The organism is Pandoraea anhela (assembly GCF_902459655.1).
In the GTDB taxonomy this organism is placed as follows: domain Bacteria; phylum Pseudomonadota; class Gammaproteobacteria; order Burkholderiales; family Burkholderiaceae; genus Pandoraea; species Pandoraea anhela.
The window spans coordinates 84812-96843 of record NZ_CABPSB010000009.1 but is presented as its reverse complement, the minus strand read 5'-3'; the positions used below and the strand labels follow the sequence as shown (position 1 = coordinate 96843).

Genomic DNA, 12032 nt, shown 5'->3' with positions numbered 1-12032 from the left:
GAGCGTGAGGGTGACACCCCTGTCTCTCAATATAGAAGGTCGGAGAACGGCAGGAACGCCACCGTCTGCCCCGCTTCGATACGATGCTCGGGCGGGTTGTCGATGAGGCCGTCGCCCCAGACCGTCGACGTCAGCACCGCCGAGCTTTGGTTCGGGAAGGCGTCGAGACCGCCTTGATCGTTGAGGCGTGCGCGCACGAACTCGTTACGACGGTCCGCCTTCTTCTGCGTGAAATCGGCGCGCATCGCGATGCGGCGCGGCGTCACATCCGTCACCCCTTGCAAACGCAGGACGAACGGGCGCACGAACAGCAGGAACGTCACGAAGCTCGACACGGGGTTTCCCGGCAGCCCGATGAAATGCGCCGTCTCGCCGTCGGTCCGGTTCACCTCGCCGTAAGCCAGCGGTTTGCCCGGCTTGAGCGCGATCTGCCAGAGATTGAGACGGCCTTCGGCTTCCACCGCCGGCTTGACGTGATCCTCCTCGCCGACCGACACGCCGCCCGAGGTGATGATCAGGTCGTTGCCGCGCGCCGCGTCGCGCAGAATCGCGCGCGTGGCCGCCAGATTGTCCGGGACGATGCCGTAATCGGTCATCTCGCACCCCAGATTCTCCAGCAGGCTGCGCAACACGAAACGGTTGGAGTTGTAGATGCTGCCCGGGCGCAACGTCTCGCCGGGCATCGTCAGTTCGTCACCGGTGAAGAACACGGCGACGCGCAAACGCCGGGCGACCCGAAGCTTCGCGATGCCCACGGACGCCGCCAGCCCCAGCGCCGGCGCACGCAGCCGCGTGCCGGCGGCCAGCACCACGCTGTCGCGGCGAATATCGGCCCCCTGGCGGTTGACGAACTCGCCGGCGACCGGCGTATGACGAACGATCACCGAGCCATCGTCGCGCGCTTCGCATTGCTCCTGCATGACGACGGCGTCGGCGCCCGGCGGCATCGGTGCACCGGTGAAGATGCGCGCCGCCGTACCGCTGGCGAGCGGCGCCGGCGTATGCCCGGCGGGAATGCGCTGAGATACCGGCAGCACCGTCTCCATGCCCTGCAGATCGGCCAGACGCACGGCGTAGCCGTCCATCGCACTCGTGTCCATGGGAGGGACGTCGAGCGTGGCGACGACGTCTGCGGCCAGCACCCGGCCATTGGCCGCGAGCGTGTCGACCGTCTCGTACGAATCGAGCGGACGCGCCGCCGCCAACACGGCGTCGAGAGCTTCTTGAGTACTCAGCATGCGAATGGCCCGGAAGTCATAGGGGTGCGGTCAGTAGAACAGCGCCCGATTCATGGAACGACGGCTCACAGGCCGGTGTGCTCCGCGATGTAGGCTTTCACGCGCTCGGCGTCGTTCGGCACGGTATCGAAACGCTGCGGCAGCGATTCGAGCCGCTCGAAACCGGCCGGACGCGGCGGCTCGCGATGCAGCGCCTCGCGGATCGTTTCGGCAAACTTCGCCGGTTGCGCCGTCTCCAGCACGACCATCGGCACGCCCGGTTCGAGGGCTTCGCGCGCCACCTTCACACCGTCGGCCGTGTGCGTATCGATGACCACATCGTAACGCTTGGCTACGTCCTGAATCGTCGCCAGACGGTCCGCGTGCGTGCTGCGTCCCGAGACGAAACCGAACTTCGCCACGCGGCCGAACGCCTCGCTGCCCGACAGATCGAAGCCGCCCTCGCGCTCGACCTTCGTGAGCAGTTCGGCCGTGGCGGTCGCGTCGCGCCCCAGCAGGTCGAACAGGAAACGCTCGAAGTTCGATGCCTTCGAGATATCCATGCTCGGGCTGCTCGTGTGGAACGTTTCCGCCGACTTGCGCACGCGGTAGCGGCCGGTGCGGAAAAACTCGTCGAGCACGTCGTTTTCGTTGGTCGCCACCACCAGCTTGCGGATCGGCAGGCCCATCATGCGCGCGATGTGGCCGGCGCAAACGTTGCCGAAGTTGCCCGAGGGCACGGTGAACGACACTTCGCCGTCCTGCCCGGCCTTGCCGCCCGTGGCCGCGAAATAGCCCTTGAAGTAGTACACGACCTGCGCCACGACGCGCGCCCAGTTGATCGAGTTGACCGTGCCGATCTTGTAGCGCGCCTTGTAAGCGTGATCGTTCGAGACTGCCTTGACGATGTCCTGGGCGTCGTCGAACACGCCTTCGACTGCAAGATTGAAGATGTTCGGGTCTTGCAGGCTGTACATCTGCGCGGTCTGGAAGGCGCTCATCTTGCCCGCCGGCGAGAGCATGAACACGCGAATGCCTTCCTTGCCGCGCATGGCGTACTCGGCCGCGCTACCGGTGTCGCCGGACGTGGCCCCAAGAATGTTGAGCGCGTCGCCGTGCTGCGCCAGGGCGTACTCGAACAGGTTGCCGAGCAACTGCATGGCCATGTCCTTGAACGCCAGCGTCGGGCCGTTCGAGAGCGCCAGCAGCGAGAGCTGCGTGTCGTTCTCGACGCCCAGCGGCAGCAGCGGCGTGATGTCCGCCGCGTCCTCACCGGGACGCACATTGCGGTACACCTCGGCGGTGTACGTGCGCTTCGTCAGATCGGCGAGCACTTCCGCCGGAATGTCGCCCGCAAACTTCGCCAGCACCTGTGCGGCCAGCTCGGCATACGACAACTGGCGCCAGGCGCGCAGCTCGTCGGCCGTCACCTGCGGGTATTGCGTCGGCAGATACAGACCGCCGTCCGGGGCCAGGCCGCCGAGCAGAATGCTGGAGAACGATTGCGGTTCGCCTGATGTCAGGCCCGCACCGCGCGTAGAGATGTATTTCATGGAGATCGTGTCCTGTCGTATCGGTTCTTGCGAGTCGGCGCCGAATCCGGCTTGCCTCAGCTGAGCGCTTCCATACGAATGCGCGTGACCTTCGAGAGCACCGTGTCCATCGCCTCGATCTTTCCGATCGCCGCGTTGATGTGCTTTTCCAGCGTCTGGTGCGTCAGGATGATGATGTCGGTCTGGTGCTCGCCTTCGCGCGATTCCTTCTGCAGCAACGCGTCGATGGAAATATCCAGATCGGCCAGAATGCGCGTGAGCTCCGCCATCACGCCGGCGCGGTCGACCACGCGCAGACGCAGGTAGTAGCTCGTGGTGACTTCGTCGATGGGCAGCACCGGGGTGTCCGAGAGCGAGTCGTGCTGGAACGCCAGATGCGGCACGCGATGCTCCGGATCGGCCGTCTGCAAACGCGTGACGTCCACGATATCGGCCACCACGGCCGAGGCGGTCGGCTCGGCGCCCGCGCCCTTGCCGTAGTAAAGCGTGGCGCCCACGGCGTCGCCCTGCACCAGCACGGCGTTCATGGCGCCTTCCACGTTGGCGATGAGGCGCTTGGCAGGAATGAGCGTCGGGTGCACACGCAGTTCGATACCGGCTTGCGCGCGGCGCGTGATACCCAGCAGCTTGATGCGATAGCCGAGTTCTTCCGCGTACTTGATGTCGAGCGCCGACAGCTTGGTGATGCCTTCGACGTAAGCGCGGTCGAACTGCACCGGCACGCCGAATGCGATGGCGCTCATGAGCGTGAGCTTGTGGGCGGCGTCGACACCCTCGATGTCGAACGTCGGATCGGCTTCCGCGTACCCCAGACGCTGCGCGTCGGCGAGCGCCACATCGAAGTCGATGCCCTTGTCGCGCATCTCCGACAAAATGAAGTTGGTGGTGCCGTTGATGATGCCGGCGATCCACTGAATGCGGTTGGCCGTCAGGCCCTCGCGCAGCGCCTTGATGATCGGAATACCGCCCGCCACGGCGGCTTCGAACGCGACCATCACGTTGGCCTTGCGCGCGGCGGCGAAGATCTCGTTGCCGTACACGGCCAGCAGCGCCTTGTTGGCGGTGACTACGTGCTTGCCGTTCTCGATCGCCTTGAGGACCAGTTCCTTGGTGAGATCGTAGCCGCCGATGGTCTCGACCACGACATCGATAGCCGGGTCGTTCACGACCTCGAACGGATCGCCGGTGACGACTGCGGCGTGGCCCACGAGGCCCCTCGCGCGTTCGACGTTACGAACCGCGACCTTCGTAATCTCGATCCCCCGGCCGGCGCGACGTTGAATTTCTTCCTGGTTACGAGCCAGTACCTGGAAGGCGCCGTAGCCTACCGTGCCGAGGCCGAGCAGGCCCAATTTGATCGGTTTCATGCAGTTTTACTCAAAAGTCGAAATCGGTTGGCGCGCATCACTTGCCGTGGCGACGGCGATAACCGTCAAGGAAGCGGGCAATGCGACTGATGGCGTCTTCCAGGTCGCCCTCGTGAGGCAGGAACACTACGCGGAAATGGTCGGGATGCATCCAGTTGAAGCCGCTGCCCTGCACCAGCAGGACCTTTTCTTCGAGCAGCAACTGGAGGATGAAGTCCTGATCGTTGGCAATGGGGTACACCGCCGGATCCAGACGCGGGAACAGATAGAGCGCCGCCTTCGGCTTCACGCACGTCACCCCGGGAATGGCGGTGAGCATGTTGAACGCCATCTCGCGCTGCTCGTACAGACGCCCGCCCGGCACGATCAGGTCCTTAATGCTCTGATAGCCGCCCAGCGCCGTCTGAATGGCGTACTGGCCGGGCACGTTCGGGCACAGCCGCATCGAGGCGAGGATGTTCAGCCCTTCGATATAGTCGCGCGCCGGACGCTTGTCGCCCGACACGACCATCCAGCCCGCGCGGTAGCCGCACGCGCGGTAGCTTTTGGACAGGCCGTTGAAGGTAATCGTGAGCACGTCTTCGGACAACGAGCCGATCGACGTATGCTCCTCGCCGTCGTACACGATCTTGTCGTAGATCTCGTCGGCATAAATGATGAGCTTGTGCTCGCGCGCGAGCGCGACGATATCTTTCAGGAGTTCGTCCGAGTAGAGCGCGCCGGTCGGGTTGTTCGGGTTGATGATGACGATCGCGCGCGTGTTGGGCGTGATCTTCTTGCGGATGTCCGCCAGATCGGGCTGCCAGTCGGCCTGCTCGTCGCAGACGTAATGCACCGGCGTGCCGCCGGACAGGCTGACCGCCGCCGTCCAGAGCGGGTAGTCGGGGGCAGGCACGAGCACTTCGTCGCCGTCGTTGAGCAGCGCCTGCATGGCCATCACGATCAGCTCGGACGCCCCGTTGCCGAGGTAGATGTCGTCGAGCTGAACGTCTTTGATGCGCTTTTGCTGGTAGTAGTGCATGATCGCCTTGCGCGCCGCGAACACGCCCCGGGAATCCGAGTAACCCGCCGAATTCGGCAAGTTGCGAATCATGTCCTGAACGATCTCGTCAGGCGGCTCGAAACCGAACGGCGCCAGATTGCCGATGTTCAGCTTGATGATGCGATGGCCTTCGTCTTCCATGCGCTTGGCATGGTCGAGCACGGGCCCACGAATGTCGTAGCAGACATTCTGCAATTTCTGCGATTTGAGGATCGGTTTCACGGCGGTTGTGGTCTTGACGAGCGGCGCAGAGGTCCGGACGGGCCGGCAATCAGCTGAAGTCGCGTGCGGAATGAAGTGAAAATGCCGCGCTGCAACGGTTTTGCCGTGCTGCGTACGGCAAAAAGCTATAATTTAGCCAATTATGACAGAGTTCGGCAATGCATCATTGACGGTTTGCGGCACGCAAGGCAAGATGCCCGCCCGTTAGTGAGTCCGTCAGTGCACGACATCCATGGCGATCTGCCGACACTCAGCCACCACTGGGTAACCACTGGGTAGGGAATCTCCGAAAGTGAAACTGCATCAAGACCCGTCGCAAGCAGCTTTGAACACGGTCACCGGCTACGGCCCGGGCTATGTCGAGGTCAACAAGATCCGGTACGACCAAAGCGTGATCATTGCGCCGGAAGGCGAAGTCACGCCCTGGCCGGTGTCGCGCTTCGACACGCTGGACGCCACCCATTTCGACACGCTGCGCGCCTTGGCCCCCGAAGTCGTGATCTTCGGCAGCGGCGCCCGGCTGCGCTTCGCACATCCGCGTCTGACGACGGCGCTGACCAGCCAGCGCATCGGCGTCGACTCGATGGACACGCAAGCCGCCTGCCGCACGTACAACATCCTGATGAGCGAAGGTCGCCGCGTCGTCCTCGCCCTGCTCATCGAAACCGAGGCGGCGGAGTGAGCCGCCGCCCGCTCGCCTCCGGCCCGTCGGCCGCCGACCCTCTCGCGCCGTCCGCGCACTTTCCCTCTGCCGCCGCCGGCCCCGCCGGCACTGCCGCCGCGCGCTACCCGCTCTCGCCCGCCGCCTTCTGGCTGCTGCTCGTGGCGTTTGCGCTCGTGTGGTTCGGCGTGCTCGACTACCGTCATCTGATCGCGAGCGACGAAGGCCGTTACGCCGAGATGGCGCGCGAGATGTGGACGACCGGCGACTGGATCACCCCGCGCTACAACGGCTACAAGTACTTCGAAAAGCCGCCCCTGCAAACCTGGATGAACGCGCTCACCTTCGCGGCCTTCGGCCTGGGCGAATGGCAGGCGCGGCTCTGGACGGCCCTGACGGGCTTTGCCGGCGTGCTCGTGGTCGGCTTCACCGGGCGACGCGTGTTCAACGCCCGCGTCGGCCTGTTCGCGGCCGCCGCGCTGGCCGCCGCGCCGCTGTGGTCGCTGCTCGGGCACTTCAACGTGCTCGACATGGGCCTGTCGTTCTTCATGGGACTGTCGCTGTGCGCCCTGCTATTGGCGCAACGCCCCGGCCTCGGACGCGCCGCCGTGCGCGGCTGGATGTGGCTGTGCTGGGCCGCGATGGCGCTCGCCGTATTGAGCAAGGGACTCGTCGGCATCGTGCTGCCGGGCGCCGTGCTCGTGCTCTATACGCTCGTCACCCGAGACTGGGCGCTGTGGCGCCGCCTCTATCTGGGCAGCGGCCTGATCGTCTTCTTCGCGATTGCGGCACCATGGTTCGTGCTCGTGCAGATGCGCAACCCCGAGTTCTTCGACTTCTTCTTCATCAACGAGCATTTCCGACGCTTTGCAATGGAAGGCCATAACCGCGACGGCGCGCCCTGGTACTTCGTGCCGGTGTTCGTGGTCGGCTTCCTGCCGTGGCTGTCCGTGCTGCCGGGCACCGTGCGCGCCACGTGGCGCATGCCGCGTCAGCCCAACGGCTTTGCGCCGGCCGTCATGCTGTGGGTATGGTCGGTTTTCATCTTCGTGTTTTTCAGCGCGTCGCACTCGAAACTGATTTCTTACCTGCTGCCGATCGCCCCGGCAATGGCGCTGCTGTTCGGCCTCTATCTGGCGCAAATGCGTGCCGACACCGTGCGCTTGCACATGGCCGGCTACGCGGTCTTCCTGATCGCCGCGCTGGTCATGGTCGCCATCTTCGCCGGACGGGCGGGCAGCGTGCGCAATCCGAACGAGTTGTACAAGGCGTTCCAGGTCTGGCTGTACTTTGCCATCGGCGCGGGACTGATCGGCACGCTCGTTGCGTGGCGCCTCGCCCGACACAGTGCGCGCCGCGCCCTGCTCACGTTCGCCGGCGGCATGCTGCTGTTGGTGACGATCGGCGGCATGGGGCACGAAGTGTTCGGCCGTCAGAGCACGGGCGTGCTGCTCGTGCCCGCCGTCAAGGCGGAGATGCAGCGACTCGGGCCCGATGTGCCGTTCTATTCGGTGAATGTGCTCGACCATACGATGCCCTACTACCTCGGGCACACGATGATCATGGTGCAGCACCCGGACGAACTGGAATTCGGGGTGAAACAGGAGCCGCAGAAGTGGCTGCCGACGCTCGACGCCTTCTATGCGCGCTGGCGCGCCGATCCGAAGGCACTCGCGCTGGTCGATCCCGATACGTTCGACAAGCTCGAAGCGCAACATCTGCCGATGCGCATCATTGCGCGCGACGCCCGCCGGGTCGTGATCTCGAAACCATGGCCCGAAGACAACGTAAAATAACGCGCTCAGACCGGTAACGGTCGATTGGCGGTATCCATAATTATTCACAAACGTTCCATGAATCTCGCGACGTTTTCACTTATTCTCACGGGCGTGCTGCTCAACGCGTGCGCCCAGTTGTTGCTCAAGGCGGGCGCCAACACCATCGGCGCACTCGAATTCACGCGCGCCAACATCGTGCCGATCGGCATCAAACTTGCCACGCAATTGCCGATCATGGGCGGGCTGGTCTGCTATGCCATCAGCGTGGTCGTCTGGATTCTGGCGCTTTCGCGGGTCGAAGTCTCGATCGCCTATCCAATGCTGTCGCTGGGGTATGTCGTGAATGCGTTCGCCGCCTGGTATCTGTTCGGCGAGACGCTCTCGGTGCAGCGGATCGTGGCCATCGGCATCATTCTTGTTGGGGTTTATATCCTGGCGCGCAGCTGAATCCACGCGCCAGGCGACATCGCAGCAAGCGCCGCCCTCCGATCCCCGCGGTTCCGGGGGCCGGCGCTTCCCATGCAATTCCAATGCAGTTCCCATGCATATTCGAGCTACTTTGAGGCTTAGTCATACATCATGAGCGACTCGGCAACCTCCCAACCGAATCAACCGTTCCTGCCGTTCACGCGCCCTACCCTCGACGATGCAACCATCGACGGCGTGTCCGAAGTGCTGCGCTCGGGCTGGATCACGTCGGGCCCGCAAGTCCAGGCCTTCGAGAAGGCGCTGTCCGAATATTTCGGCGGACGACCGGTGCGCGTCTTCAATTCGGGCACGGCAACCCTCGAAATCGGTCTGCGCATCGCGGGCGTGCAAGCCGGCGACGAAGTCATTACCACGCCGCTATCGTGGGTCGCGACGTCCAACGTCATTCTGGAAGTGGGTGCGACGCCGGTATTCGTCGACGTCGATCCTGCCACGCGCAACATCGACCTCGCGTTGCTGGAAAAGGCGATCACGCCCAAAACGAAGGCCATCATCCCCGTTTATCTCGCCGGCCTGCCGGTGGACATGGACCGGCTCTACGACATTGCGCGCCGTCATGGCCTGCGCGTGGTCGAAGACGCCGCACAGGCCATGGGATCGGGCTGGAACGGCAAGCGTATCGGCTCGTTCGGCGACCTCGTGTCGTTCAGCTTCCACCCCAACAAGAATCTGACCTCCATCGAGGGCGGCGCGCTGGTGTTCAATACCGACGACGAAGCGCGGCTGGCGGAGAAGTACCGCCTGCAAGGCGTAACCCGTTTCGGGCTCGACGGCATGGACGTAGACGTGCTGGGCGGCAAATACAACCTCACCGACGTGGCCGCGCGCGTGGGCCTCGGGCAGTTGCCGCATCTGGCGGCGTTCAACGCCCGTCGCACGGAACTGGCGCGTCGGTATTTCGACACGCTCGCCGGGGGTGTCGCCGTGAAGCTGGGCGTCGGCCTGCCGCACGCCGATTTCACCAATTCGAACTGGCACATGTTCCAGATCGAACTGCCGCTGGAGCGCCTGACCATCGACCGTGCGGGCTTCATGGAGCAACTGAAAGCGCGCGGCATCGGCAGCGGCGTCCACTACCCGGCCATCCACCTGTTTACAATGTACCGGGCGTTGGGCTTCAAGGAAGGCCAGTTCCCGCATACGGAACGCCTGGGCCGCGCGATCCTGACGCTGCCGCTGTTCCCCGCCATGACGGATGCCGACGTTGCGCGCGTCTGCGAAGCCGTGAATGCTATTTGCGCTGATCACCAAAAATGAATCGACCACAACTCTCTATCGTCATCCCGGTTTACAACGAAGAGGCTGGCCTCAACGCCCTCTTCGACCGGCTATACCCGGCGCTCGACAAGCTGGGCGTGACCTATGAAGTCGTGTTCGTCAACGATGGCAGCCGGGACCGTTCGGCCGCCATGCTGGCCGAGCAATATCGCGTGCGCCCCGACGTGACGCGCGTCGTGCTGTTCAACGGTAACTACGGCCAGCATATGGCTATCCTCGCGGGCTTCGAGCATACGCGCGGCGAATGGGTCATCACGCTCGACGCCGACCTTCAGAATCCGCCGGAAGAAATCGGCAAACTCGTGGCGCAACTGGCCGCCGGTCACGATTACGTGGGCACCGTGCGTATGAACCGTCAGGACACGTGGTTCCGCCGTAACGCCTCGCGCGCCATGAACCGGCTGCGCGAACGCATTACGCGCATCCGCATGACCGATCAGGGCTGCATGCTGCGCGGCTACAGCCGTCACATCGTCGATACGGTCAACCAGTGCCGCGAAATCAACACGTTCATCCCGGCGTTGGCGTACACGTTCGCGCAAAATCCGACGGAAGTGGACGTCGCGCACGAAGAACGCTTCGCGGGCGAGTCGAAATACTCGCTTTACTCGCTGATTCGTCTGAATTTCGACCTCGTCACCGGCTTTTCGGTCGTGCCGCTCCAATGGCTCTCCGGCATCGGCATTACGCTGTCGGCCGCTTCGGGCGTGCTGTTCATCGTCCTGATTGCACGACGCTTTCTGTTCGGCTCGGAAGTTCAGGGCGTATTCACCCTGTTCGCCGTGACGTTCTGCCTGCTCGGCGTGATCCTGTTCGGTATGGGCCTGCTCGGCGAGTACATCGGCCGCATCTATCAGCAGGTTCGCCAGCGTCCGCGATATCTCGTGCAAGCCGTGCTCGAAGCCCAGTCCGCCGGTCACGCCAGCGACGGCCAGGGTGGCGAGGGCGATAGGGCGGCAGGCGGCGGGCATAGCGCCACGCGGAGCACCGGCGCCACCGAACTCGGGTCGCCCACCTCGTGAGGCACGGCAGGGCCGCCGGAAGGTCGTGGGCGGGCGTGCGACACGCCCGCCCCGGCCGGTTTGCCCTGCGGCCGGTAAGTAGTGGATAATGCGCTCCTCGGCATTTGCGGCGACGCAAATGCCATCGTCATTCATGAACTAACGCTGGACGGCAAGCCTGTCGCGCCGGAACAGTTTTCCCAGCTCAATCACTGACCGTAATATGAAAAAAGTCCTGATTCTCGGTGTCAACGGGTTCATCGGCCACCATCTGTCGAAGCGCATCCTGGAGACGACCGACTGGGAAGTTTATGGCATGGACATGCTCACCGATCGCCTTGGCGATCTGGTCAACCACGAGCGCATGCACTTCTTCGAAGGCGATATCACGATCAACAAGGAATGGGTCGAGTACCACATTCGCAAGTGCGACGTGATCCTCCCGCTCGTCGCCATCGCCACGCCGGCCACCTATGTGAAGGCCCCGCTGCGCGTGTTCGAGCTCGACTTCGAAGCGAACCTGCCGATCGTGCGCTCGGCCGTGAAATACGGCAAGCACCTGGTGTTCCCGTCGACCTCCGAGGTCTACGGCATGTGCACCGACGGTGAATTCGATCCGGAAAACTCGCCGCTGATCTACGGCCCGATCAACAAGCCGCGCTGGATCTACGCCTGCTCGAAGCAGCTCATGGATCGCGTGATCTGGGGTTACGGCATGCAGGAGGGCCTGAACTTCTCGCTGTTCCGTCCGTTCAACTGGATCGGCGCCGGTCTCGACTCGATCTACACGCCGAAGGAAGGTTCGTCGCGCGTGGTCACGCAGTTCCTCGGCCACATTGCTCGCGGCGAGAACATCAGCCTGGTCGACGGCGGCCACCAGAAGCGCGCCTTTACCGACATCGACGACGGTATCGACGCACTGGTCCGCATCATCGACAACAAGAACAACGTCGCCAGCGGCAAGATTTACAACATCGGCAACCCGACGAACAACTTCTCGGTGCGCGAGCTCGCCAACATGATGCTCAAGCTGGCAAGCGAGTTCCCGGAATACGCCGAGACGGCGAAGAAGGTGCAACTGGTCGAAACGTCGTCGGGCGCATACTACGGCAACGGCTATCAGGACGTGCAGAACCGCGTGCCGAAGATCGACAACACCATGCAGGAACTGGACTGGAAGCCGACCACGTCGATGGACGACGCACTGCGCAAGATTTTCGAGGCGTATCGCGGCCACGTCGCCGAAGCTCGCCGTCTGGTCGAAGGCGAATAACGCGAGCGCTCCGTTCCGGCATGCCACGCTTCGCGACGGTGGCTACGCCCGAACCTCGCACGACACGCCCGATGCGCCCCAGGCGCATCGGGCGTTTTTGACTTCACTTTGACTCCACGCCCGCTCCGTTTTGGAATCTTTCCGGGGTCGG

The 12032-nt window shown here is 63.7% G+C and carries 10 protein-coding genes; 6 read left to right on the top strand and 4 right to left on the bottom strand.

All coding sequences use genetic code 11. The features are described from left to right. Window positions 1-26: 26 nt before the first annotated feature. The 4 genes from PAN31108_RS14190 to PAN31108_RS14175 form a co-directional block, all read right to left on the bottom strand. A complete protein-coding gene (locus PAN31108_RS14190) occupies window positions 27-1238 on the bottom strand; it encodes a molybdopterin molybdotransferase MoeA (RefSeq protein ID WP_150669469.1) in 1212 nt (403 codons plus the stop codon). A gap of 65 nt (window positions 1239-1303) precedes the next feature. After that, a complete protein-coding gene (gene thrC / locus PAN31108_RS14185) occupies window positions 1304-2770 on the bottom strand; it encodes a threonine synthase (RefSeq protein ID WP_150669468.1) in 1467 nt (488 codons plus the stop codon). A 56-nt stretch (window positions 2771-2826) separates the two neighbouring features. Next, complete coding sequence (locus PAN31108_RS14180) at window positions 2827-4137, bottom strand: homoserine dehydrogenase (RefSeq protein WP_150669467.1); 1311 nt, start codon at window positions 4135-4137, stop codon at window positions 2827-2829. 37 nt (window positions 4138-4174) lie between these two features. Next, the gene (locus PAN31108_RS14175) at window positions 4175-5401 is read right to left on the bottom strand and encodes a pyridoxal phosphate-dependent aminotransferase (protein ID WP_150669466.1); all 1227 of its coding nucleotides are present in this window, start codon (window positions 5399-5401) and stop codon (window positions 4175-4177) included. Between the two features lie 292 nt (window positions 5402-5693). On the opposite strand from PAN31108_RS14175, the gene PAN31108_RS14170 reads away from it, so the two are divergent. From PAN31108_RS14170 to PAN31108_RS14140, 6 genes are all read left to right on the top strand, one after another. Then, window positions 5694-6083 carry an Mth938-like domain-containing protein gene (locus PAN31108_RS14170; protein WP_150669465.1) on the top strand — a complete coding sequence of 130 codons (390 nt, stop codon included), beginning with the start codon at window positions 5694-5696 and terminating at the stop codon, window positions 6081-6083. Then, a complete protein-coding gene (locus tag PAN31108_RS14165; protein ID WP_150669464.1) occupies window positions 6080-7858 on the top strand; it encodes an ArnT family glycosyltransferase in 1779 nt (592 codons plus the stop codon). The genes PAN31108_RS14170 and PAN31108_RS14165 overlap by 4 nt, the downstream gene beginning before the upstream one ends. Before the next feature lie 57 nt (window positions 7859-7915). Next, window positions 7916-8287 carry an SMR family transporter gene (locus tag PAN31108_RS14160; RefSeq protein ID WP_150669463.1) on the top strand — a complete coding sequence of 124 codons (372 nt, stop codon included), beginning with the start codon at window positions 7916-7918 and terminating at the stop codon, window positions 8285-8287. A 132-nt stretch (window positions 8288-8419) separates the two neighbouring features. Continuing rightward, complete coding sequence (locus PAN31108_RS14155; protein WP_150669462.1) at window positions 8420-9586, top strand: DegT/DnrJ/EryC1/StrS family aminotransferase; 1167 nt, start codon at window positions 8420-8422, stop codon at window positions 9584-9586. Further along, the gene (locus PAN31108_RS14150; RefSeq protein WP_246183956.1) at window positions 9583-10629 is read left to right on the top strand and encodes a glycosyltransferase; all 1047 of its coding nucleotides are present in this window, start codon (window positions 9583-9585) and stop codon (window positions 10627-10629) included. The genes PAN31108_RS14155 and PAN31108_RS14150 overlap by 4 nt, the downstream gene beginning before the upstream one ends. 202 nt (window positions 10630-10831) lie before the next feature. Further along, the gene (locus PAN31108_RS14140) at window positions 10832-11881 is read left to right on the top strand and encodes a bifunctional UDP-4-keto-pentose/UDP-xylose synthase (RefSeq protein WP_150669461.1); all 1050 of its coding nucleotides are present in this window, start codon (window positions 10832-10834) and stop codon (window positions 11879-11881) included. Window positions 11882-12032: the final 151 nt, after the last annotated feature.

Excerpts from the sequence above, each read along its gene's own strand:
- PAN31108_RS14190 (WP_150669469.1), bottom strand. The coding sequence starts at position 1,238 with ATGCTGAGTACTCAAGAAGCTCTCGACGCCGTGTTGGCGGCGGCGCGT.
- thrC (WP_150669468.1), bottom strand. The coding sequence starts at position 2,770 with ATGAAATACATCTCTACGCGCGGTGCGGGCCTGACATCAGGCGAACCG.
- PAN31108_RS14180 (WP_150669467.1), bottom strand. The coding sequence starts at position 4,137 with ATGAAACCGATCAAATTGGGCCTGCTCGGCCTCGGCACGGTAGGCTAC.
- PAN31108_RS14160 (WP_150669463.1), top strand. The coding sequence starts at position 7,916 with ATGAATCTCGCGACGTTTTCACTTATTCTCACGGGCGTGCTGCTCAAC.
- PAN31108_RS14155 (WP_150669462.1), top strand. The coding sequence starts at position 8,420 with ATGAGCGACTCGGCAACCTCCCAACCGAATCAACCGTTCCTGCCGTTC.
- PAN31108_RS14150 (WP_246183956.1), top strand. The coding sequence starts at position 9,583 with ATGAATCGACCACAACTCTCTATCGTCATCCCGGTTTACAACGAAGAG.
- PAN31108_RS14140 (WP_150669461.1), top strand. The coding sequence starts at position 10,832 with ATGAAAAAAGTCCTGATTCTCGGTGTCAACGGGTTCATCGGCCACCAT.